The sequence below is a fragment of the Bremerella sp. P1 genome (assembly GCF_028748185.1).
Lineage (GTDB): Bacteria > Planctomycetota > Planctomycetia > Pirellulales > Pirellulaceae > Bremerella.
This window is the reverse complement of the sequence record NZ_CP118164.1, coordinates 6,756,078-6,780,076: the sequence shown is the minus strand read 5'-3', so window position 1 is coordinate 6,780,076 and position 23,999 is coordinate 6,756,078. Positions and strand designations below refer to the sequence as shown.

General features: G+C 56.1%; 20 protein-coding genes. 5 read left to right on the top strand and 15 right to left on the bottom strand.

Features of this window, described 5'->3' with window-relative positions; genetic code table 11:
* Positions 1 to 15: 15 nt before the first annotated feature.
* The 4 genes from PSR63_RS27445 to PSR63_RS27430 all read right to left on the bottom strand — a co-directional run bounded on the left by PSR63_RS27445 (position 16) and on the right by PSR63_RS27430 (position 4,467).
* A complete protein-coding gene (locus PSR63_RS27445; protein WP_274329401.1) occupies positions 16 to 984 on the bottom strand; it encodes a DUF1559 domain-containing protein in 969 nt (322 codons plus the stop codon).
* Between the two features lie 201 nt (positions 985 to 1,185).
* Entirely contained in the window at positions 1,186 to 2,310 is a 1,125-nt protein-coding gene (locus PSR63_RS27440) for an amidohydrolase family protein (protein ID WP_274329399.1), read from the bottom strand.
* Positions 2,310 to 3,677, bottom strand: coding sequence for a glutamine synthetase family protein (locus PSR63_RS27435; protein ID WP_274329397.1), 1,368 nt, complete (start codon positions 3,675 to 3,677; stop codon positions 2,310 to 2,312). The genes PSR63_RS27440 and PSR63_RS27435 overlap by 1 nt, the downstream gene beginning before the upstream one ends.
* A 10-nt stretch (positions 3,678 to 3,687) precedes the next feature.
* Positions 3,688 to 4,467, bottom strand: a complete 780-nt coding sequence (locus PSR63_RS27430) for a hypothetical protein (RefSeq protein ID WP_274329395.1) — start codon at positions 4,465 to 4,467, stop codon at positions 3,688 to 3,690.
* 502 nt (positions 4,468 to 4,969) lie between these two features.
* Between PSR63_RS27430 and PSR63_RS27425 the strand changes: the two genes are divergently transcribed.
* Entirely contained in the window at positions 4,970 to 5,806 is an 837-nt protein-coding gene (locus tag PSR63_RS27425) for a hypothetical protein (RefSeq protein ID WP_274329393.1), read from the top strand.
* A gap of 54 nt (positions 5,807 to 5,860) precedes the next feature.
* Here PSR63_RS27425 and PSR63_RS27420 read toward each other — a convergent pair whose 3' ends face one another.
* The 11 genes from PSR63_RS27420 to acnA form a co-directional block, all read right to left on the bottom strand.
* Positions 5,861 to 6,304 carry a hypothetical protein gene (locus PSR63_RS27420; protein WP_274329392.1) on the bottom strand — a complete coding sequence of 148 codons (444 nt, stop codon included), beginning with the start codon at positions 6,302 to 6,304 and terminating at the stop codon, positions 5,861 to 5,863.
* Between the two features lie 34 nt (positions 6,305 to 6,338).
* On the bottom strand, positions 6,339 to 6,767 hold the full coding sequence (locus tag PSR63_RS27415; RefSeq protein WP_274329390.1) for a hypothetical protein: 429 nt from the start codon (positions 6,765 to 6,767) through the stop codon (positions 6,339 to 6,341).
* An 883-nt stretch (positions 6,768 to 7,650) separates the two neighbouring features.
* Positions 7,651 to 8,172 (bottom strand): hypothetical protein, encoded by a 522-nt coding sequence (locus PSR63_RS27410; protein ID WP_274329388.1) that lies wholly within the window; start codon positions 8,170 to 8,172, stop codon positions 7,651 to 7,653.
* Between the two features lie 495 nt (positions 8,173 to 8,667).
* On the bottom strand, positions 8,668 to 9,354 hold the full coding sequence (locus tag PSR63_RS27405; RefSeq protein ID WP_274329386.1) for a rhamnogalacturonan acetylesterase: 687 nt from the start codon (positions 9,352 to 9,354) through the stop codon (positions 8,668 to 8,670).
* A 663-nt stretch (positions 9,355 to 10,017) separates the two neighbouring features.
* Complete coding sequence (locus PSR63_RS27400) at positions 10,018 to 10,551, bottom strand: hypothetical protein (protein WP_274329384.1); 534 nt, start codon at positions 10,549 to 10,551, stop codon at positions 10,018 to 10,020.
* 178 nt (positions 10,552 to 10,729) lie between these two features.
* Positions 10,730 to 11,275, bottom strand: a complete 546-nt coding sequence (locus PSR63_RS27395; RefSeq protein WP_274329383.1) for a nucleotidyltransferase family protein — start codon at positions 11,273 to 11,275, stop codon at positions 10,730 to 10,732.
* 79 nt (positions 11,276 to 11,354) lie between these two features.
* Positions 11,355 to 11,789, bottom strand: coding sequence for a 5' nucleotidase, NT5C type (locus PSR63_RS27390; protein WP_274329381.1), 435 nt, complete (start codon positions 11,787 to 11,789; stop codon positions 11,355 to 11,357).
* Positions 11,790 to 11,941: 152 nt separating this feature from the next.
* The gene (locus PSR63_RS27385) at positions 11,942 to 12,913 is read right to left on the bottom strand and encodes a toxin-antitoxin system YwqK family antitoxin (RefSeq protein ID WP_274329380.1); all 972 of its coding nucleotides are present in this window, start codon (positions 12,911 to 12,913) and stop codon (positions 11,942 to 11,944) included.
* Positions 12,914 to 13,084: 171 nt separating this feature from the next.
* Positions 13,085 to 13,216, bottom strand: coding sequence for a hypothetical protein (locus PSR63_RS27380; RefSeq protein ID WP_443111109.1), 132 nt, complete (start codon positions 13,214 to 13,216; stop codon positions 13,085 to 13,087).
* Between the two features lie 85 nt (positions 13,217 to 13,301).
* Positions 13,302 to 15,197, bottom strand: coding sequence for an FAD-dependent oxidoreductase (locus PSR63_RS27375; RefSeq protein ID WP_274329379.1), 1,896 nt, complete (start codon positions 15,195 to 15,197; stop codon positions 13,302 to 13,304).
* A gap of 301 nt (positions 15,198 to 15,498) precedes the next feature.
* Positions 15,499 to 18,210, bottom strand: coding sequence for an aconitate hydratase AcnA (gene acnA, locus PSR63_RS27370; RefSeq protein ID WP_274329377.1), 2,712 nt, complete (start codon positions 18,208 to 18,210; stop codon positions 15,499 to 15,501).
* 277 nt (positions 18,211 to 18,487) lie between these two features.
* On the opposite strand from acnA, the gene PSR63_RS27365 reads away from it, so the two are divergent.
* From PSR63_RS27365 to PSR63_RS27350, 4 genes are all read left to right on the top strand, one after another.
* Positions 18,488 to 20,014 carry an AAA family ATPase gene (locus PSR63_RS27365; protein ID WP_274329375.1) on the top strand — a complete coding sequence of 509 codons (1,527 nt, stop codon included), beginning with the start codon at positions 18,488 to 18,490 and terminating at the stop codon, positions 20,012 to 20,014.
* A gap of 240 nt (positions 20,015 to 20,254) precedes the next feature.
* The gene (locus tag PSR63_RS27360) at positions 20,255 to 22,225 is read left to right on the top strand and encodes a SpoIIE family protein phosphatase (protein ID WP_274329373.1); all 1,971 of its coding nucleotides are present in this window, start codon (positions 20,255 to 20,257) and stop codon (positions 22,223 to 22,225) included.
* 87 nt (positions 22,226 to 22,312) lie between these two features.
* Entirely contained in the window at positions 22,313 to 22,726 is a 414-nt protein-coding gene (locus tag PSR63_RS27355) for a hypothetical protein (RefSeq protein WP_274329371.1), read from the top strand.
* A 194-nt stretch (positions 22,727 to 22,920) separates the two neighbouring features.
* The gene (locus PSR63_RS27350) at positions 22,921 to 23,979 is read left to right on the top strand and encodes a serine hydrolase domain-containing protein (RefSeq protein ID WP_274329369.1); all 1,059 of its coding nucleotides are present in this window, start codon (positions 22,921 to 22,923) and stop codon (positions 23,977 to 23,979) included.
* The last annotated feature ends 20 nt before the right edge of the window (positions 23,980 to 23,999 follow it).

Sequence of the window (23,999 nt, the reverse complement as noted above, 5' to 3'; positions counted from 1 at the left end):
GGATCGTCGAAGCCACTAGGGGCTCACGACCTCACCGCCGTTTCGGGTGCCCAACGCTTGGTACGCGAGCCCGTCCATCGTTTCAGCCAGGAAGCGAACCGAACCATCGCACAGAGCGAAGTTCCCACCGCCAGGATGCTGACTGCCGAAGCAGCGATTGGCGTTGGAACCGACTTTCAAGTTCAGCGGGTAGGCTTGGTCCATGATGCGAAGGTAGTTGTGCTGACGTCCTTGGCCAGCGTAACCAGCGTTGCCGCCAGCCCAGTTCGGAACTCGGGCAGTCTGATCGATCGTGTAATCCTGGTTGTCTGGAGTTGCTTCGCCGATGGCGACCGTGTTGCTGGTGCCGTCAGTGATCGCGGCCATGTTGGTCACCCAAGTTTTGTTGTTGTTGTTGGCCTGTAGCAGAATGCCATTCTCCGTGCCGCCGTTGGGATTGCTCCAACTCGCCCAGTTGCCGCCGCTGGTATCGCTACCCATGCAGCCGAGATAGTTCGTCTTACCAAAGCCACCACTATTTCGTTCCGGCCAGATGTCGCTGGGACAAACGAATGCGTCGATCACGTTGGTGGCTGCTCCACCACCAGCTGCCGTCCGAACGGTCGTGGCGTTGTTGTTGCCGCCATCGGTGGTTCCAAACGGATTGTCGCCGCCTCCGGGAATTGGGTACAGAAAGTTAGCCGTATCGGCGGTCAACAGATCGTAGATATTGTTCTGTTCGATGTATGGAAGAACAGCAACGCCCCAGCCCCATTGGCCATTGTCGTCGTCTTGCTCCCCGACCGGAAAGTTTCCGTAGGTATCGTGAAAGTTGTGCAGCGATAGAGCCAACTGTTTGAGGTTGTTGGTGCACTGCATGCGTCGAGCCGCTTCGCGAGCCTGTTGCACCGCCGGCAGCAAAAGAGCGATGAGAACGCCAATGATGGCAATGACGACCAGCAATTCAACGAGTGTGAATGCCCTTCTTCGAATAGTGCGGACCATTCCAAGTTCTCCAAAATAGAAATGAGGTGTAAGAAGAGGAGAGGAATCTCAGACAATCAATTATATCAGGAGGTCACGATATAACAAGGGTCGCTGGGCCATAAGGGGGGCATGGGTGGTCTTAGGGTGGTTGTAGTGATGGATTGCCTTACCTACCTATTTCAGGGGGCGGCTCAAGCGATAAGCGCCAAGCCGACCCACTCAAGAATTGCTCAGGCCGTACAGATTCCGAGCATTGCCCCGCAGGACGGCCTCGGCGACCTCATCCGCTTCCGCTGTTGTCAGATCGGTGTCCCGCACTGCCTGGTCGAGGATCTCTCCGAGGACAGTTCGTCCCCACTTTGCTGCGAGATAGTACAGCTCGGGTATCAGGTGGGCATCCGAGGAGTACATCAGCTTGCTAAACGGGGCCAGCTCCAGCAGTTCGCGTACGGTACGACCCATGCCGGACACGCTCAGCAGCGGCACCGCCAGCCCCATGTCGACGTAGACATGGGGGTAGACGGAAGCTAGGAAGCCTGCCTCACGCGCGAAGGGATAGGATGCATGAAGCAGTACGATCGGTGCCCCGCGGTATCGTCGATCCTCTAGCAAAGGACGCAGGTGCAATGGGTTGGCCAGACGCAGATCGAGATCGGGATCGCCGAAGCCCGTGTGCAGCTGAATCGGCAACTGATGCCGACTCGCAATTGCGAGCGCCTGCAGCAATAGAAAATCGAGCAGTGTCTTGTCCACCAGTCGCGGTCGACGGGTTTGACTGCTGCCTTGCCAGGCGGCAAACTTCGCCCGTGCGTCGTCGATGGAAGTCGGACGAACATCGAGGCCCGTCCGATAGGCGATGATGCTTTTCAGGCCCACCACTTCCGCAGGCGGTGGATCGATGGCTGCGCGGAACTGGGCGAGGAAGTCATCGAACGAATCCGCTTCACCGACGAGTTCTTCGGCCAGGGTTTCAATGCGAAGCAGACGATGAACAGGCACAAACGGGCGGTGCCAATCCAACGGCAAGATTTCGTCGGGCATCAGCCCATCGTCGATCAGAACCCCCTCCAGATTCGCGGCCTCGAAGCACCGAGATGTTAACTGCTCTAGCCCCAGCGCGTCCCGCCGTGCGAGAACGGCCTCTTCGTTGGGATCACAGCCAAGCAACTGGGCAATCTCGCGGATACTGCGGCGGTAGAAGAGTGTGTGCTGAGCGTGATGGGCGATAACGTCGGGGTCGTAACCTTCGGTGAAGGCAGCCCGGAATGGGGTCCGGCTCGCTACCTCAGGCTTGATGAGGTTGTGGGCGTGCTGGTCCAAAACCGGGATCGCCGTCAGGTCCATCAGTACCGCTCCAGTAGCAGGCTCACTTCGTCTTCGAGTTGGAAGTCCTTCATCGCGTCCCACTCGGCTTGCCGAACCGCCAGGAACGACTTCGCCAGGCCTGGTCCAAGTGCGTCGGTTAGCACCTTGTTGGCGGCCAGCTGCTTGATGGCATCACCTAGGTTCGCCGGCAACGCATCGATGTTACGTTCGGCCCGCTCCGCGTCGGACAAGGATCCTGGATCGACCTGGACCGGTGGTGCCGGCTTCAACTTCCGCCGAATCCCATCGAGCCCTGCGGCAACGACGCAGCCGGCCGCCAGGTAGGGGTTGGAAGTCGCATCGACCGTTTTCAATTCGAAATGGGTCGAACCGTCGCCGGTGGGACTGCTCGGCACGCGGACGGCCGCCTCGCGGTTGTCCAATCCCCAACAGCGATACGCCCCGCTCCAGTAATGCGGCTGGAGTCGGCGATAGGAATTCGGGCTCGGCGCGACGATGGCCGCCAGTGCCGGCAGGTGCTCCAGCACGCCGGCAAGAAACGAGAGAGCCGTATCCGATAGTCCACCGGGGCCGGACGCATCGGGGAAGATGTTCTTGCCGTCCTTCCAAAGACTCAGGTGAAGGTGGCAGCCGCAGCCCGCTTTGTCGGGGTAGACCTTGGGCAGGAAACTTGCCTTGAGGTCATGCCGGGCAGCGACTGCGTGAACCGTCTCGCGAAAGACGACTTGCCAGTCGGCTGCTTGCGTGAGCGTTGTGTAGGTCGCGGAAAGCTCGTGCTGACCGGGACCCGACTCGGGGTAATACAACTCGACGGGGATGCTCTGATCCAGCAGCGCTTCGACAATGTTATCGATCACTGTGCAGGCCAGGTCCATCGACAGCGTCGCCGCGAAGACGGTTTCATCGGCCGGTGCGATACGACCATCAGGCGTTGGCTTCATGAGAAAGAATTCGTTCTCGAAGCCTGCCATAACCTCGAGACCTTCACTTGCTACATCGTCGGCGATCCGCTTTAGAAAGCCACGCGGGCACAGCGGCCAGGGCTCGCCGTCAAGCAATAGGTCGCCCATCACCCGGGCGTGACCGGGAGAATAGGGCAGCGGCGTGAACGTGGCGAAGTCAGGGACAAGCCGGATCTCACCAATCGGTCCCAAACCGGTTTCAGGAATGACTGCATCGTACATAGCCGGCATGGCCTGCGAGGCAGCCGTGATCCCCACGCCGTGCTCGGCATAGTTGGCTAGTGCACGCCGGTGGATGGCCTTGCCGCGAATGACGTTGGCGTTGTCGGTCCAGAGAACGCGGACGAAGCGAATATCGTCGTCCAGGCTATTGAGGAAATCGCCTTCCATATGCACCTCAATCGATTGGGGGAGTCGCGGCAAACTGCCTGCATCATACCCGCTGGCTGGCGCCCCCAACAGATGTCCGTCGCAGCCGGTCGATCTCGTCAGCCGTCAGTTCTACATAAAAGCCCTTGGATACCATGAAGTCGATGAGCTCCAGGCTTCGCCGCTGAATGTGTGCGATTAGCGAGTCGTTATCAAACGCGACAAGGTCCGTTCGGTCGGCGACCGACGTCTGGTGATGCTCGATGATGTCGGCAACGGTTGAGCCACGAGGAATGCGATCGATTTGGACGTTGGACGGAATCATCTGGGGAATCCAAAGCTCGGCCGTTTCGACCGATGTATGCAGTTCGGTACCGTCGGCCGTTTCGGAGTGACACGCGAAGACAACCCGCGCGTTGCCGTACTGGCCAACTCGAATTTCAAGCCAATTGGCGGTACACCAAACCATTCGCTGATGATCGAGCGATATCGACACTACTCCGCTTTTTCCACCGATCCAACTTGGCAGAAAGTATCCGACGTGCTCCATGCCAGCGGCCTGGCACTGGTGGTCGAAGGCCGTGAGTGCTTGTCGTGCGTCGTCAGGCAGATGCTCTTCTGTAGTTTCCGTCAGCGTTGGCGGATAGTGGGTACCATAGCTGGCCGGCATGCGCTGGCGAAACAGTTTGCGAACGACGAAGTACACAAAAAAAAGCGTTCGCAGAAATATCGACTGCCCTTGCAGGCTTTGCCAAATGATACCGACGGGTAGCAAGGTAATGTCATCGGTAAAGTACCGATCGTGATCTTTCGGGTTCGGCAACGAATAGGGATTCAGGGTCATCCGACAAAACCCGGGGTTTGGTTTCGAATCGCCAGCGCAATTATGGATCGAAGTCGTCGGTGGATGATTGTAGACGTTTTCACGCAAGCGTCGTAGTCTGAGACGAGTCCTCACAATTCTTGCTTGAATGCGACGGAATCCACGCAACCGTTCGGGAAAACGGAAGATAATCATTAATGACTGACTTGTTTTCCGTCCGCAAACGCGGGCCGTTCTGAGGTCGCTTCTCAACCGGTGCTCGGTTGTTTCCGAGCAAGTCTACGCCGAACATCATTTCGGCGAGTGGCAAGTCACTGTCCGAATGCTCGGCGCTTCGTTCTGATTGACGAATTCTGCTGCCGATCGCATCTCGTCTCTTGGGTCCATTTTTCATTTGATGGGAAAGGTTTCTATTTCTATGGGAGCAGGCGCAAAAATTACCGAGGATTATCAGAGGAAACTGCACGCATTTTTCAGCGAGTTTCCTCCGGTCGGCAGGGAAGTTCCATCGGGAACACCGATCTTGCAGTATCCATTCACAAGCACCGATGTCGACGACATCGAAAAGAAGTGCGTCACCAATAAAATCTTCAAAAAGTACACCGGATGGGAGCATCTATCGTTGCTCAGGACGTGGTTACGCAAAGGGACGACGACCTGTAACGAGTTCTGCACGAAGTGTGGAACCGCAATGGGGCTAGGCGCCGACAAGGCGGTCGGGCGATTCGATATCAAGGACTGGCTGGCAACCCGCGGGCTCGGCCATTGCTGGGTTCCTGCTAGCAGCGGAGCCCTGCCAGAGTATGGCGATATGTTCCGCTTGTTCAGTGCTAAGCCTGATGCCAATGGCCTGCGGCAAAATCACATGGGTGTGGTGCTGTACGTGGAAGGGGGCACGCTCCATTCGGCCGATTCAGGGCAAGGAGGACGCCGGACCGGGTATGACAAGCTCATGAGGAAGACGCGACCCTGGAAGCCGGCCGGACTGCAAGGCTGGGTCAGCATCAAGGCGCTGCTCAATAGCGGCGAGCCGCTTCCCTACTGGCTCGGAGGTTGGTGGGAGGTGTTCGAAGAACCGTACGATACCTACTACTACTACTTTGCAGCCAATGGCAAAGTGACGTGTACTTCCCGCCCGCCGAAGTCCCCGGCGTCCGCCCCGGACTCAAACGCGACGGTCGGGACATTCTCCACGAAGGGAATGTTCCACGTGCACATCAAGTGGAACAACTCCGACCCAGACGAGAAGTTGATCACGAAATACGACTCCGATACCCGAAAGTCCCAGCTGGCCACTGAAAAGGGAAGTCAGGTGAAGCTGACCGGTAAACGGATTGTGTTTAAGAAAAGGTATGGATAGACCTTATCCACCACGGGATCCAGGCAGGCGGGGTTACCGCGCCGCCTGCTATTGTCAGGATACGATCGGCACGCCGTGGCTTTCGCAGAATTGCACCGCACGATAGCTGGCCGGGTGAACTGCGATGAGCTCGCCTGTTTGTGTGTCGTGAAGTAATGCCGCCGGGCGTAATCGCACCGCATCGAAACCACCGTAATACTGAACGTACAGAGTGTACCGCTGTGGGTCTTGAAGAATCAGAGGTTTGAGCTTGCGGAAGTTGATTTTCGACGGGAATGACCGCACCCAGCGTGATCGTATCCTGGCGTTCCAGAGAGAGGTTACGACCGAGGAGATGAAATGGAAGATCAATGGCACAAAGAAAAGCAGTCCGATGATCCGTGCGAACGGTAGGAGAATTGCGCCAATAAGTCCCGCAATCACGTAGTTGGGCATTTCCAGAGTTGACTCGCGAATCAACTCCGGAAAGCGGACTTCGGGATGGATGTGCTTGTTCATCCGCTTCGGTGGCTCCGGCTCATGCACCGGTTAGTTAATGCCAATCATGGCCGCATGACAGGCACTGACGTGTCTTCTCGTTGATGAGAATCCGGCTGCATTCGGGACATCGATTAATCGACACTTGGCTTTGGTGAGGACGGAACATCTCCCAGAATGCTTCGATCTCAAGCCTTTCTGTTATGGGTGTTACCAATTCGAGCAACTCCGGGCTCAGTTGCGGCAACATGGGAGTCATGTGCACGATGTATCCGTTACGAGACTCGCGCACATCCTCGGCGATCGAATCGGCCACAATTCTTCGGCACTCAAGTGTGTGTTGCCAATACGCATCTCGGGCATCGGCCGGCAGCGCATCGCGAATGGCTTCCGAAGAAGGCAGGCACTGGTGAGGGCGCACAAGTTCTGGATAGTTGCGCCACACGTAAGTCATCAACGCGCGCTGCTCGTCGTATTCTCGCATTGGTTTGGTGTCTTGAGATTCATGGGGCTACTGAGTCGGCGATGATCGCAACGCAAATGATCCGTCGCTCTCGGTCTATTGAGATTATGCGACAGGTGACTTTCCGGTCAATGAATGTGTCAGGGTTGTTAAGCAACGCCGAGGAAACGCAGTCATCAGGTAGAAACGAATTGACGCCAACGTCGATGAGAAACCCATCGCAAATTCGGCGCGTCACGCGCCCCGTGCAATGTTGTCCAACGGAAAGACTGGCAAAAGTCTTTTCCAAATCGCCCATGATTGGCATGCAAACTCTACGGCGAATAATCTTCAGTGGGCGATCCGCGACGTCACAATCATCGTCGATCATGATGGGGTATTCGTCGCCGACTTTTGGCGGATCGCCACCGTCCCAATCGGTCAGAGGAATGGGGGACGCAAACTTGGACCCGATATCAAACCAAGCGGCACCGTCTGCGATGCGGACTACGCGAGCGGAAGAAATAATCCGCGATCCATCGCCTGCCATCAAAGCTTCCCACTCGGCGGGCAATTCAGCGCGAAGAGAGTTTTCGTCAGAATTCGGTTTATTGGGTCTGCCTGTCATGCTATTTCGTGAGAACGCCGAACAAATGAATGTGGGAGTTACCGATTATACGGCCGGGTGCGCTGGTGAATGATCCGACTTCCGTGTGCCACGGGCGTCTCGCCAGTGCAATGCGGTCTCTATCGTTAACCACCTGTCTCTTGAGCACCGGAGGCGATTCTTCCAGGGGAATCTTTGAAAACTATCACTTAAAACGGTTTTCATTCGTGGGGGCAGGTGGAAGGTTTCTGGAAACTATCAATTAAAGAATGCATTCATTTGTTAGGGTATGTCGCGAGGAATTGGTCCGAAGGTTACTCATTCATGAATGCTTCTTCGTACCGAGAGAAGGAACATCGTTATACTGCCAATAACTGGTGTGCTTGCGATTGGAACAAACACGACCATTGGAATCGGAGTCCAGTCTTGCCCAAGAATCCACCCGAGCCAAACTATCGTCAGAAGGATGAGGTAACCAACAATCGCACCAGCAATTGTGCCTAGTGCCGTTCCACCTGGTATGCCGCCTCGGCAATCAACTCGTCCCACCAGAAAACCAAACACTCCACCCACAGCACATCCGGCGGGGACATAAAACAAGTTGTGAGGTACGTGATGCATTATGAGTGGTAGCGTAGCAATGCCACTGCCAATGATGGCAAAGAAAAGTGATTCCAAACACCAGACCAATCGGACCAGCCAAACTGCCGACATGGGTGACGACACCCACCACGCGTAGCAACTATTGAGAAGGAAAATAACGACGACAACTGCGTAGATAGAGGCGATGCCGATCATCACGAATAGTGTGATAAGGCCTTCGACGGGTGGCGGCAACATGGATCAAGACTCCATCTTTGGATCGACTCTTAACCGTTAATCAACCATTGTACTTTCGCATCGTTTTAGGTTCCGCGGGAAATACTTCATTGGTAAGAATACGATCTTCTATTTCTGATGCCGTTTCACAAACGTTTCAAGAACTCACTGAGAATTCGTGCCTGCGTTCGTGTTCCTGCTTTGATGTGGACGATCGTGACCGAAGTAATAAATAACAAGAAACCGCACCCCAATAACATCATCGTCTTCTGACCTGTCCCCTCCAGCCGCGTCCGTTCGGCAATTTAGTCTTTGGTGAATTTGACCATCACCCCAACCTTGATCTAGTTGGACGTTTGGAGCTAAGGACGGCCAATGTCACGCCCTCCTTACGCTGTTTAAGGGCGGGACTCAATACGATCAGCCAATTGCTTGGCAAGACAGCGTTTGGTGTAACAGGGCGGTCACGCTACGCGTGGAGTTCCGTTGTCGCTGGATTCACGGCGTGGTTAGCAGTCACTTGAGATAGTTTGAGAACTCGGGGACGACAGTCGTGAGTTCCGACAGGATCAGATCAGCAGTCGCGGCGGCTCCTTTCTTGCTGAAATGAGTTCTATCGGTTTCGTTGAAGTTGTAAGCCGCACTCGCTGCCGGGCCAATTTTGTTGTGGTGCTCGATGCTGATCGCATTCAGATCGATGAACGGGACCTTGTTTTCATGAGCAACGGCCTTCGCCACTTGAGCAAATTCAGGCAAGGTCCGGTTCCCGTTGACAATCCGAGGCACGATCTTACCGTCCTCATTGAAGGTTCGACGGGTTACGGAACTGAGAACAATGGCTTGGCTGCCACCGCGTGTAACTCGCTGGATATAGTCGGTGAGTTTTGTGCCGTAGGCTTCGGCGTCGTATCGTTTCATGTCGTTGTGCCCGAATTGAATCAGCACATAGTCTGGCTTCTGCTCGATGAGCCGGTCCAGTTTCCCGGAAAGAGAATCCAGCGTCGCCCCGTTCTTCGCATAGTTCAGCACCGTCACAGAGTCGTTGAATCTCTCCGCAAAGGCAGGGCCCCATCCATAGGTCGTCGCAACGGTGGAGTCACCTATCAATCCGATGGTTGTTGCCTTGTCTTGCGCTGCGACAGCATTCACGACCGTGAAACAGGACAGGACGATGAGAATTGTGGCGGCTGATTTAGTAGACATAGGCGATGGTGCTGATTGCTAACTTGTTCATAGAAAGTTTCTGCCTATTACCTGTAGGCTGCAAATGTGCGGCCTAGCACGCAGGCAGTTGATTCTCCTACGTCGAATTCTAGCTGTAGGTTGCTCAATTGTCACGCTTGTTCGTGCGTGATAGGCGGCTCCTGTCTAACGCTCTTGGGGCGCGGCGAACGACTTTAATTTCAGAACCCGCGCGGACCGCGGTTCCGTGTACGACGCCTTGTCATGCCTCTTTCCTAAGCTCGCGGATTTGGTCATCCGTAAGCTCCGTCGGGAAAAGAGCGTTGCCCTTCGCCCAAGGTCCCCCATAAATCAAGTCCATCGTATCCACGATCGCATCATATCGAGGATCGTCTCCTGGGGTCGCGACCTGAAGGCTTGAGAACAACGAATAGAGCGTGATCTGCTGGACTCCTTCGTCCCGCAATGAAATTGCCAAATGGAAAAGCTCATCTGACGGATTCGTAGAGCAAAACGCATCGTTGAGACGTTGTCGATGCACTGGATTATTCATGGCATATTGACTGAGTTAACGGGGCGGGATTGCGGTGGGTGATGCCTCGAAGAGTTCAAGAGATCGCCCGTCGCCATCCCTGTTCCCGTTCGACGACTCGTTCGGCCACCACCTCGCGTTCCCTTAGCATTTTACTTTCTGAAATATGCCTCCGGTTGCTTCGCGTTCTCGAATCGATGCACTGTTGCCGTCTTGAGGTCCTTCGAGAATTGAAACAAGTAAATATGACCACTGTTCCGGCTCTGAGTGATCACGGTAGATTCGTCGGAGGCGATCCACACTCCCCCAGTTTTCAGGTGATTCTGTGTCTTGTTGTTGGAAAGGAACTTGATGAAACCCTTGGGGTTCGCTCGGGTGCCCCACCTTGTGTTCTCGAGTCGCTTTGACGTTACGAATGCAGGATCGCTGTCCCCGAGCTTCGCTTCCAGTAGAAGCGATTCCTTCATGTCCGCCAACTTGTTGGCTTCTTCAAGGTTTCCGTCAGCCCCTTCCTCCTTGATGGCCGCGTCGAGTTCACCAATGTAGATATTCCGAGCGTCGTCTATCGCCTTCTTGTATGCGGCCTCCGCCGCTTCCGCGCGGGGGTTCGCGGCTAGCACCTGTGATTGACACTTCAGGACCACACAGAGCGTAAGACACAGCACGACGACACGTAAGGTTAACATTGCTTGACCGCCTCATATGAATGGAGAATTGTGATACGACACGCTACGAGCGCCGACCGTTCAGGGCCGCACATCAAGTGTCCGGTGGTACAGAAAGGGTTTTCGAGTGGCCTAACGCCCCGCATCAGCGGCCATATTGACGGAGCAGCCGGCAATTTGGTCCGACTGCATGGGCTTGTTAGGCGATCACTTTCAATTTTGGCCATTGGGTTAACCAATTCTTGCTTTCGATTCTTTTATAGAAGTCGGCAGGTTTTATTCTCTTTCGATTGATTGTGATTGTGTTTCGAAACAAGTTTTCAATTCCGAATGGTGCGACTAACTCAATTTCGCCTGTTTCGGACAATTTTACTCCGACGGCAGTTTCTATTTCGACCCAGTAACTCATCGCATTGCTGGTAGACGTATAGGGTCTATCTTTGTTTCGAATGTGCATGCGTGCCTGATTTTTAACGGACCAAGGCTGGTTCGTCAGATTCTTGAGTCGCAGCTCGAGCTGCCTATCGTTCATTGACGCAATATTTTGTGGATCGAAATAGATAAGATCGAAATCATTGAGCGGTGTCGATGTTTCTTTTTTATGAAGCTTGTCCCATACAAGATTTCCAACGAAGCCTGCCGCGATGCACCAGTCAGAAAGATTTAATTCTGATGCCAGGCGAAGAGCGCGCATGCGAATAGGATCGCTGCTAATCCATTCCTTAATGATTTCCTCAGATTCCACGTGACCGCCTAAAGTCCCGCAATCACCGGGTCCGAGGGGAAAGGCAACTACTGCCCAAGATGAACGCGAGGACTCCGGTTCATCCGTTGGTTATCCCACGCTTCTTTAGGAATGTCAAAACGGCATGCCAATCAGGGAAATCGTTCGAACCAAATTCTATCAACGTTCCTTCGAACGCATCCTGGCCTTTGCCCGTGACGTGGTCGTCAACCAGGTAGTCACCCTTGAGTAAGCCCTTGTTTGGACAAAGAATCAGTTTCTTGGTGAACGGGTAGTCAAAGTGCTCTTCGATCCAGATACGTTTTTCAGAGTATGAATGCGGATTGCGTGTGGAAGGTGCAGTTAGAACGTAAACGTCAAACAGGTCACGCAGTTCGTTTAGTGAAGCAATCGCGCCATCAATAGGAGCGAGTGATCGGAAGAACCCCGGTACGGACTGCGGGAATTGAACGCCGGGCTGATCGTCTAGCGCACGGGAATGTGCGGGTGTGTAAGCACACAAGACGTCGTCCATGTCAACGTAGACGATGGTGATGGCGGCAGCTCCTATGTGGGATAACGATCAGGCTAACCGGGCGGCCGCCGATCAGCTTTCCACTTGACTCCGCCGGACCGGCCGCTCCGGTTCAGCCACTAGTTATGCCGTGAATTGGGTGCACGGCACCATCAGTCTACAGGCACATAATGTACGAACGAAGCTAGACGCTCGGGAACCGGACCACGAGCGGGAGTATTCAACGAATCGTTTCCTGACTTGATGACTACGTTGTCCGCCAAGAAGTGAAGGAAAAAACAGACGCGGCGTTTCGGTGTCGAGACCGCCACAGACTCTGAAATGAGCGTTGTGCCAGCCGCATCAATGTAAAACTCCAGATACGGCGCTTGATCATTTGCACCGATTGAACGGATCAAAGCCCTTGGCGAAAAATCGCCGTCGATCTGAACTTCGACCAAACATAGATCATTGTTATTGGCCCATACGATGGGTTCTTGGAACGATCCATTCGCGTCAAGAAGGTGCTCATACTTGTGGTATTGGGCTGCCTGTGCGATGGACTCCGCCGTTGGGACCACCGGATAGACACCGACAATTGTCAGTTGGCACGCCAGTTCATCTCGTTGCCGCGGATCTTCCTCTTGACACACGACTCCATCTTTCAAGTGTTGGACCTTTACGACTTCGTTGTGCTTGTAAATGTCGACTTGAGTGACCTCTTCGTTCTGGAAGTGCTCTACGGATGTGATGTTGCCAGACTGCCAGTGCTCAATCTTTATGATCAGCCCTGCATCATTCCAATGCTGGTGATCACCGACATGGATCCCGTTCGAATACTGGCATTCACTTTTCTTCTTGCCGTTTGCGTGCCAGTGAGTGGTTGTGCCATTGGGCAAACCGTTTTTCCATGATGCTGTGGAGCGGAGTTGGTTGGGCGGTGTTTCGAACCAAGTCTTCCAATCACCGCTTCGCTTATTGCTGTTCCAATACTCTTCGGCCTTCAGCGAGTTTTCGGAGTTGTCATATCGTGTGATCCGAGATCCGTGCCACTTCCCTCGTCGATACTCTGTTTCCTCCGCAACGCGCCCGCTTGGGTAATTAGTCGTCCACGTGCCGGAGTAATTCTTCGAGGGAGTGCTCATAGCGGCATCGATAGTTACGGCATAACTTGTTTATAGGATGATCAGCGTATCACGTGTAGGCTGCAACCTTGTCAGCCTAACTTGCGGGACGCCAATCGTTGCAAGTCTATTCGTACTCGGTGGTTGCATCTTTTTCAAGACGTTCGCTGCGTGATAGGATGTTTCATCATATCACTCACCGTGACCACGAGTCAGACCGTCAGCCGGGCTGCGGACGCCACGGCCGCCTCGGTTCAAGACGTGTGTGTAGATCATTGTCGTGCGAACGTCTCTGTGACCAAGGAGTTCCTGTACCGTGCGGATGTCTTAGCCCGCCTCGATCAGAGGGGTTGCGAACAAGTGACACAGTGTCTTCGTCTCGTTAACAGACCCGGAGACAAGGTAGATGCTACGACTTTCGGACCCGCTCGGCCCAGTCGGGGTGCTGTTTCTTGAACTGCTGGAACTGGTCGTATTCCTTCTCGTCGATCTGCCCGTTCTTGTCGTTGTCGATGAACAGGAAGAGGAACTCCCAGCCGCTCTTGCCGGCGTTCCATTCGGCCTGGCTGACCAGCTTGTCGTTGTTCTCGTCGCACTCTTTCAAGAGGCGGGCGTAGTCGAGCCGGTTCGCGGCCGGGCGGGTTGGGGTGTCGACGGCTGGGTCCCAGGTAAGCTTCTGCCCTGCCCTTTCCAAGGCGGCCAAGTACTTCGGCTTGTTGATGTCCTGGACAGGGACGTTCTCCTCGATGGCCTGCACGGCGGCGATACCGGCGGACTCGCCGCAGATCATGAAGACCGGCTCCATGCGTGCCGATGCGTAGCCTAAGTGGGTTGCGGAAAAGCAAACCGGCACCAGCAGGTTCGTGCACTCGGCCTGTTTGGGCGTGATCGCTGCATAAGGGACGGCGTAGGGAACGTTGGTCGGGCCGCGGTTGCCGCCGACGAACATGTTTCCTTCGTTGGCGACCAAGGTCTTGCCCTCTTCCTGAATCACGATCCGCCGCGAGGGATAAGTGTCGATCCCGTACTGGGCGAGGCCCACCGGTACGTCTACCTGGGTGCGGTTGTAGACATCGTGGGCGGTGATCGTGTATTCCGCTTTCAGGCGGCGCGAGACGCGAATGTAGAGTTGATGCGGCCAGCCGCCGGTCTCTTCATGATAGCGACCATCGAGACCGAGCTGACCGACTTCTTCTCGGTACCAATCGGGAATGCGCTCGTCGGTTCGCATGAACTGGTACAGCCCACGCAGGTAATTCTGATGGGCCTTCCAGACGCGGGCCTTGGTGGCGGCATCGCCGCTGGCATAGTCTTGGCTGATGCCCAGCGGAGCCATGGTGATCAGCGAGTCACGCTGGTAGTTCCATTCGCCAGAGTTCTTCCACCCAGGACAGATTCCAATCAGCTTCTTGCGAAGGGCTTCCTGGTCTTCGATCGTTTCGGTCAGGTAGGCGACGTAACGCCCGACCAGTTCGTAGTCTTGGGCTGAGTACCCTTCCGGGGCTTCGATCGGCAGGCGATGCTCGGGTTTGTTGGTCGTGTAGTAGCGGTAGTTGTAGGCCTGGGTGTACTCGTCTGCCGAGCCGACCGGTTTGCCATGATCGACTTGCAGCAAATTCAATAGGCCACTGTTGGGATCACCTGGCGTCACGTAGGGATCGATGGGCGTCTTCACGACCGGCACCCGCACGCCAGCGGCCTCTTCGTCGAACTGCTCAACCGACTCACGGCCGGTGCGATACGAGCACCCAGCCGCCGCGAGGAGATCCCCTTCGTAGCTGGCATCGATGAAGATCTGGGCGCTGACCTGCAGGTTGCCTGGCTTGGTTGGCTCGACCGGTGGGCAGCCCAGCTTATCGAAAGGCGCCAGGTCGAACGTAGCAGACTGAATTGCGGAATCGCTTGTTGTGCACGAGGCGACGCGGTGTTCGTGGATAACCTTAATCTCGTGCTCGTCCAATAGATGCTGAAAGTCCTGGCGAATGGCCGGGACGATCACCATGCCATCGGGGATGCCAGGTCCATGTCCCAAGCTTTTCAGCAGCGGTTTGGTCATGCCGCCGGTGGCGTTGTAGTTCGGGCAGTCCTGCATCGGCTTGAGGCCTGCCCCAAGCATGCCACCAACCCAGCGGCCTGGCTCGACGATCACGACGTCTTTGCCGGCCTTCTTCACCGCGATGGCCGCCAGGATACCGGACGGGGTTGCGGTGTAAACGCAAACGTCGGTCTCGATCGTTTCGGCCTGAGAAGTCGCACCAGCGGCGGCGACAAGCAGAAGGGCAAGAGTACAAACAACACGTCGCATGAGGTTTCCTTTGGCAGAAGGAACGCTGCCCTGGTGGGGAATGGTCGCTCGACAATTCAGGCAGCCAAGACTTAGGGATGAATTGGTATCACGATAATCTTCCGGCTGGCTGTTTTCCAGAAGAACGGATGAGAAAGAAGCCCCAGTAGCACGAAGAGAAGAGAATTTGATCGTCGTGTATACAGATATGCGCGGAACCAGGTTGATCGAGCGCGGATAGCCCCTGCATCGGCAAGAAAAGAAAACGCCCTGGAAGCGTTCTTCCAGGGCGTGAACTTATTTCGTCCGAGACAACTCGGCTTTACTTCGATTCCTGCAGCAGCTTCAACAGCACCGTTTGGAGGATACCACCGTTGCGGTAGTAATCGAGTTCCACTGGCGTGTCGATGCGGACCGTGGCGTCGAAGGTGGTGACTTCGCCGTCAGCGCTCTTGGCCGAAACGGTGACCTTCTGCAGCGGCTTGAGATCTTCCGGCAGGTAAATGTCGTAGGTCTCTTCGCCGGTCAGGCCGAGCGATTCCCACGAAGCGTCGTTGGGGAATTCCAGCGGCAACACGCCCATCCCGATCAGGTTGCTGCGGTGGATACGTTCGAAGCTGGAAGCGATGACCGCTTTGACGCCCAGCATGAACGTGCCCTTGGCGGCCCAGTCACGCGAGCTGCCGGTGCCGTATTCTTTACCGGCGATCACTACCAGCGGCGTGGCATCTTCCTTGTAGATCTCGGCAGCATCGAAGATCGGCATCGTTTCACCGGTCTTGAAGCACTTCGTCCAGCCACCTTCCTTTTCAGGAGTCAGGCGGTTACGGATACGAATGTTGGCGAACGTACCACGATGCATAACGCGGTCGTTACCACGGCGGGAACCATAGCTGTTGAAGTCGACCGGGTCGACGCCATTTTCCATCAGGTACTTGCCAGCTGGGCTGTCCTTGGCGATTGCACCTGCAGGCGAGATGTGGTCGGTCGTGACCGAATCACCCAAGAGCGCCAACACGCGAGCACCGGTGATCGACTCGATTGGGTCGACCGATTCCTTGACGTCGTCCAGGAAAGGTGGCTCTTGAATGTAGGTGCTGCTGCCGTCCCACGTGTACAGTTCCGAGTCGGCCACGCTGATCGCGTTCCAGTTTGGATTCGACTCGTAAGCGCTGTTGTAACGTTCGCGGAACATCTCTGGCGTGATCGCCTTTTCGACCGTTTCGGCAATCTCTTCGTTGGATGGCCAGATGTCCTTCAGGTAGACCGCTTCTCCGTCGGCGGTGGTGCCGATCGGGTCGTTGTCCAGGTCGATGTCGACCGTGCCGGCCAACGCGTACGCCACGACCAGCGGTGGGCTGGCCAGGTAGTTCGCTTTGACGTGCGGGTTCACACGACCTTCGAAGTTACGGTTACCGCTGAGCACGGCGGAAGCCACGAGCGAGCCCTTGGTGACGGCAGCGGCAACCGGTTCCGGCAGCGGACCGCTGTTACCGATGCACGTGGTGCAGCCGTAGCCAACCAGGTTGAAGCCGAGCTTCTCGAGGTCGTCCATCAGTTCGGCTTTGTTCAGGTAGTCGGTCACCACGCGGGAACCAGGCGCGAGGCTGGTCTTCACGTATGGCTTAACCGCCAGACCCTTTTCGACGGCCTTCTTCGCCAAGAGGCCAGCGGCCAGCATCACGCTAGGGTTGCTGGTGTTGGTGCAACTGGTGATGGCCGCAATGACGACGGCACCGTGACCGATGTCGGCCGACTTGCCGTTGTCTTCGACAGTGGCCGTGCGAGCCAGGTCCCCTTCGCCGAGGCCGAAACCACGTTCGTTGGGGGAAGTGACCAGCGACTTCTTGAATTCGGACTGCATGCTCGCCAGCGGCACGCGGTCTTGCGGACGCTTCGGACCGGCCAGCGATGGCTCGACGGTCGACAGGTCCAGGCGAACCAGCGACGTGTAGCTAGGCGTCATGTCGTCGGTACGGAACAGGCCTTGTTCCTTCGTGTAACGTTCCACGCGTTCGACTTCGGCATCGGTACGGCCGGTACGACGCATGTAGTTCAGCGTTTCGGAGTCGACCGGGAAGAAGCCCATTGTGGCACCATATTCAGGAGCCATATTAGCGATGGTCGCTCGGTCGGCCAGGCTCATGTGCGAGACGCCAGGACCGAAGAATTCGACGAACTTACCGACGACCCCTTGCTTACGCAGGATCTCGGTAATGGTCAGCACCATGTCGGTCGCGGTGACGCCAGGGCCGAGCTTGCCGGTCAGCTCGAAGCCAACCACCTGCGGCGTGAGCATGTAGATCGGCTGACCCAGCATGACCGCTTCGGCCTCGATACCACCCACACCCCAACCAACAACGCCCAGGCCGTTGATCATGGTGGTATGGCTATCGGTACCCACCAGCGAGTCTGGCAGGCAGACCTTACCCTTTTCGTCTTCACGAACGAAGACGCCCTTTGCCAGGTACTCGAGGTTCACCTGGTGGACGATCCCGACGTTCGGTGGAATGGCTTGGAAGTTCTTCAGCGACTTCTGACCCCAACGCAGAAATTCGTAGCGTTCTTTGTTTCGCTTGAATTCGAGGGCCACGTTCTCGTCGAGGGCCTGCTCGGTGCCGAACTTATCGACCTGCACCGAGTGGTCGATCACCAGGTCGACCGGAATGAGGGGATTGATTTTGGCAGGGTCGCCGCCCAGACGTTGCATGGCGCTTCGCATGGCGGCCAGATCGACCACGCACGGCACGCCGGTGAAGTCCTGCAGGACCACGCGAGCTGGCATAAACGGGATTTCGCTCGGAGCTGGGCTCTCAGCCTTCCAACCGGCCAGCGTCTTCACGTCGTCTTCCGAGACGATATAGCCGTCGCAATTACGCAGCACGGATTCCAGTAGAACGCGGATCGAGAAAGGAAGCTTATCAATGTCTCCCAGGCCGGCTTCCTGAAGCTTGCGAATCCGGTAGATCCCCAGGTCCCCTTCCGAGGTAGAAAACACGTCGCGAGCGCCGAACGGATCGAACTTTGCGGTCATCGTACTCGTTCTTTCTAAAGCGTATCTATAGAGGCATATCGGTAGATGCTCACAATTTTAGCGAAACGTCGGGGCGTTGTCTTCCAGGGAACTTTGTGGCGTTTTGGGGGTCTTTGAACACCGATCTGCGGCAAAACGGTAACCGTAGGTGGGATTATGAGGTCTGGACGGACCTTGACGACAAAGGAAGTTGATTCTTTCCGTACGTGACCTAGGCTTTTCTCGAACGTCTTTTCCCTACCTCTCTGGCAGTGCTCGCGCGACGAAGAAGTTACCTATGTCCGACCCGCTCAAAGATCTGTTGTCCCAACTGGCTGGTAACGATGCGGCAGAATCCGGGGACGTTGATCCCTGGCAATTGGTAGAAGCCGCTTCGCCTGAGGAAGACCTGCAAGATTCCAGTGATAAGTCTCTCGAAGAGATGATCTCTCGAATCAACAGCATGACCACCCAGGGTTCGGACGACGAAGGTGCGTTCGCCGAAGCTGCCCAGGATGCTGAAACGTCGAAAGAGAGTTCGTTCGAACTGCAAGAGGATGGCGACATGCCGTTCTACCCGCGCGAGCCCGAGTCGCTCCGCGAAGCGCATCTAACCGCAACCGACGTCGAAGCGCTGTGCCTGAAGTACCTGCTGACCGCCGGTGAAGCATCAGGTCGCGTGATCGCCGGCCAGCTGTCCATTCCGTTTTTGCTGATGGACGAATCGCTGCGAAAGATGAAGTACGACCAATTGGTCGTCTACAAAGACACCGCTCAAGCCGGCGACTACGTTTACTTTCTGACCGATCTCGGTCGCGAACGGGCTCGTCGTTACAACGAACATTGCACTTACTACGGCTCGGCCCCGGTCTCGCTCAACGATTATGTGGCCAGTGTCCGTGCCCAGTCGCTGGAAGGCCAGTCCCCCAGTGTTGAAGCGCTCGAGACCGCCTTTGAGGATCTGTTGATCAACAAGGCCATGTTCCGTCGGCTTGGTCCGGCGATTAACAGTGGTCGCGGTCTGTTCCTGTTCGGTGCCCCGGGTAACGGTAAGACGAGTATTGCCGAACGCGTTACTCGTGCGTTTGGTAAGTACATCTGGGTTCCTCGCGCGATCGGGATCGATGGCGAGATCCTCCGCGTGTTCGATCCGGCCGTGCATGACGAAGTGCCGCTGGAAGATGGGCCAGGCATCATGCAGCAGCATCGTATCGATCGCCGCTGGGTGCGGATCAAGCGTCCCACGATTATCGTCGGTGGTGAACTCACCATGGACAACCTGGAAATCAGCACCATTCAAGCGACCGGTGTCAGCGAAGCTCCGTTGCAGCTCAAAAGCAACTGCGGCACGCTGGTGATCGACGACTTTGGTCGTCAACGTATGAGCACCGACGAGCTACTCAACCGCTGGATCGTGCCCCTGGAAAAGCGATACGACTTTTTGAACATGCGGGGCGGTAAGAAGATTCAAGTGCCGTTCGATCAGCTGATTGTGTTCTCGACCAACCTTGAACCACGCGACCTGTGCGACGACGCGTTTCTGCGTCGTATTCCGTACAAGATCGAAGTGATCGACCCGACGGAACAAGAGTTCCGCCAGTTGTTCGACATCATGTGTCCGCTGATGGGCTTCACCATCAACGAGCCGGCAATCGATTACTTGATCGAAACGCACTACAAAAAGGTCAATCGTCCGTTCCGCTGTTGCCAGCCGCGCGACCTTCTGATGCAGGTTCGCAATATGTGTCTCTACGAGAATGCCCCGCTGGAACTAACCAGGGAACACTTCGACGGCGCGGTCGATAACTACTTCGCGGTGATGTAAACAAAGTCGAGTAATTCACTTCTCTTATTCCCTCTCCTTCGCAGGAAGAGGGCTAGGGTGAGGGTTTCGCCAGCTGCGAACGCTGGCATTTGCCAATTTGTGAACATCCGTGGTCGCCCCCTCCCCTTCTTTTACATCGACTTTCGGTACGTATGCTGACAGGTGGCGCGTGGGCCCATCGGATGCGTTATCATGAAAGCTGCGGTTCGCTGCTTTACTTCCTCTGATGGAATAGAGATCTTGTCTGTTAAACGTCTTCCTATTCGAGTTCTCGCTCCGCTGCTGTTCGGCATCCCCGTGCTGATTGTCGGGGTGTGGTTGTCGATGACGTGGAATCGCCAATCGCAAAAGGCTGTCACGCAGCTGGCCGAGCAAAGCATCGACGAGATCCATCGTACGACGTCGGACAAGATCGCCGACGTACTTTCGATTCCGGTTCAGGTTTGCCAGGTCAATAAGCACCTGGTCACCTCGAAGGCCCTGCCGCTGGATGACCTTGCCGCGTGGCGACCTACCTTTGTGCACGAGTCGAAGACATTCGATATGCTCAGCGCGGTTTCGTGGGGTGGTGCCGACGGGCGAACCGTTTGGGTTAGCCGTTACGCCGACGGAAGCACGTACTGGGCGATCAAGAGCGACTCGTCTTCCGAACTGATGGAAGAGTGGCAGCTCAACAGCGACGGCGAGGTCCTGCAAGACACGCGCAACCAGTTTGAGTTTCGCCTGCAAACGCGTCCCTGGTTCGAAACGCCGCGTGACGCGAAGCGGCCGACCTGGAGTGATCCGTATGTATGGGTCGGTGGCGGCAGCGATGTCGAAACAACGCTGGGCATTTCGTACGGGATTCCCCTCTACCATGCCGATCGCTCGTTGATGGGGATCGTCGATGCCGATTACTCGCTGAATGATCTCTCCCGTTACCTGGGCGAGTTGAAGATCGGTAAGACCGGGATGGCCTTCATGCTTACCTCGGACCGCAAGCTGCTGGCCACTTCCGACGGAACGAAGATCATTTCGCTCGAAGGAAATCAACTGCCTGCCACCGAGTCGGACAATCCCAAGATTCAGGCCGCGGCCCGTTTCCTGGAAAGTCAGGACTCGCAGTACGATGTCAGCACCAATATCAATGTCGACGGCGAGGTTTTCTACTTGCATGCGTCGCAGGTAGGTCGCGAGGTCGGTCTTGATTGGCAACTGCTGACCATCGTGCCGGAAGACGACTTTGTGGGGGACATCAACGCCGAGTTTGCCCGTAGCTGGATCATCAGCCTGGTGGCCGTCGTGTTGGCGGTCGGCCTGGGGCTGATCGCGGCCCAGTGGCTGGTTCGGCCGTTGACGAACATCGGGGATTCGGTCCGGCGTATCGGCCAAGGCGACCTGGAGACGCGGCTCGATATTCAGCACGCCCCGGAGTACACGCACCTGGCTGCCGAGATCAACAAGATGGCCGAGGGTCTGCAAGATCGCCTCCGCATGCAAAAGTCTCTTTCGCTCGCCATGGAAGTGCAGCGAAACTTGTTGCCTTCGGAGTCGCCGCAGATCAAAGGGCTCGACATTGCCGGCCACAGCACGTACTGCGATGAGACCGGCGGCGACTATTACGACTTCCTCGACGTCGGCGGGACCGACGAAGATACCGCCGTGCTGGTGATCGGCGACGTGATGGGACACGGCGTGGCCGCGGCCCTGCTGATGGCCACGGCCCGCGGCATTTTGCGAAGCCGCTGCGCGGTGCCAGGCTCACTGGCTGACTTCCTAAATCACCTGAACGAGATGCTGGTGATCGATACCAACGGCGAGCGTTTTATGACGATGCTGTTGCTTACCCTTTCGGCGAAGAAGGATACCATCCGCTGGGCATCGGCCGGACACGGGCCTCCGATCATCTATACCCCCAAGGACGGTCGGTTCCCGGAACTCGACGGCGGCGGCTTGCCGCTGGGGCTGATGGAGGGAGAAGAGTACGCCGAATACTGGCAGCCCAATATCCACGCCGGCACCGTCATTCTGGCCACCACCGACGGCCTGGAAGAAACGATGAACGAAGCAGGCGAGCAGTTCGGCAAAGAACGCCTGCAAGAGTTGATCCGCGACAATGCCGAGAAGACCTCCGAAGAAATCAGCCAAATCATCCGCCAGGCACTGGTGGGGTACCGCGGAGCTGGCTCGCAGGATGATGATCTTACGTTTGTAGTGGCGAAGGTTCTGTAGAAGTCGGGTAAGGTTCATTCTCCCCCAAGTGATACTGAAGATCCAAAAGACCTTCCAGTCCCTCGTTCTTCTCCGAGTTATCTACCCGTGAAGGAGAGATCTATCTATCCTTTCAACACTATAAGCCACACCGAGGGCGAAGCAAAAAGTAGTGGTCAGCTCTGCAGAGCATTCCTGTTCGTAGCCTCCGTGGCACTGCTTATTCCGCTGTGTTCTCCGCTTGGTTCCATCCGAGATCAATTCTTAGAAAGCAACGCCGACAAGGTTTCCGTTGAAGATGTTCAGTCTTGGTATTTGCTTGCCGCGGTAGTCATCAGGTCGATCATGGCCGCTCTCGGAATCGTGTCGTTCGTGATCGCTTGCTGGTCGATTTATTGTGGAACTCGCTACGGTTTTGTTCTGCTGGTTCTTTCGATTCTTCTTCTTATCGACTTCTTTGCATCAATCGCTTGGTTCTTCGTGCTGTATCGAGCGTATGGCGCGTTTGAGCTAAGCATTTAAACGAAAGGAAATAGAGGCGGATGTCTTGGCGACTTGAGTCTCCCCGAATAGCACTCTACTGAATTGCAGCCCGGCTATTGGGATGGTAGAACTTGCCTGTCCCCTCCCCTTTCGACCGATTCCGGTCTCTCCTGTTCCCTTTTAAAAGGGCCTGCCTTATGTATCGTCGTCACTTTCTTTTAGGGAGTCTTGCCGTGGGATTAAGCACACGAGTCTGCGCGGCGGACCAGCCCAGTGGTTTGGATCAAGCGGACAAGGTACTACAGCAGGCAACCGCCAGTGGTCAGGTGAAGTCGGCGACGCTGCATGTCCTGAAAAAGGGAAACGCCGTAACACGCGCGTATGGCGATGGCACGACGACCGATTCGATGTTCCTGCTAGGATCGATCTCGAAGCCGATTTGCGTCACCGCGCTGATGCGGCTGTACGATCAAAATGAATTCAAGCTCGACGACAAGTTGCGCAAGTACCTGCCGAAATTCACCGGCCAAGGGAAAGAGAACGTCACGCTGCGTCACATCCTGACGCATACCTCGGGGCTGCCGGATCAACTGGCCAACAACGCCGAGCTGCGTCGCAGCCACGCGGAGCTTGCCAGGTTCGTCGAGACCGCGCAGCAAGCGCCCCTTTCGTTCAAGCCAGGCTCCCGCTACCAATACTCAAGCATGGGCATTCTGCTGGCGACCCACGTCGCGGAGCTGCTGACCGGCCAGGATATCCTTTCGCTGGTTCAAGAGACCGTGTTTAAGCCGCTGAAAATGGAACACTCGGCTCAAGGGCTGGGGCGATTCTCGCTCGACGACATGGTGCCTGCCCAAACCGAGTTCGCCGCACCGGAGGCAGGCAGCGGCGATCCGACGGCCAAGAACTGGGATTGGAACAGCCTCTACTGGCGCAAGCTGGGTGCCCCTTGGGGAACGACCCATTGCTCGGCACCTGACGTGGCGAAGTTCCTGGCGGAGTACCTTTTTCTGAATGGAACGGTACTCAAGCCAGAGACCGCCAGGATGGTGCGCTCGAACCAGAACCCGGCCGGCATCAAGCCGCGCGGCATTGGGTTTGACGTGGGCGCGCAACTGGGAGGCGACGGCTGTTCAGAAGAAACGTTCGGCCATACCGGCTCGACCGGAACGTTGGCCTGGGCTGACCCTGCCACCGAGACCATTTGCGTCGTGCTGACTTCGCTACCAGCCCGCGCGGTAGATCCTCATCCCCGGGAATTGGCCTCGGCCCCGATCGCCGCGCGAGGTTGATCGGCCCAGTGGCACACGAA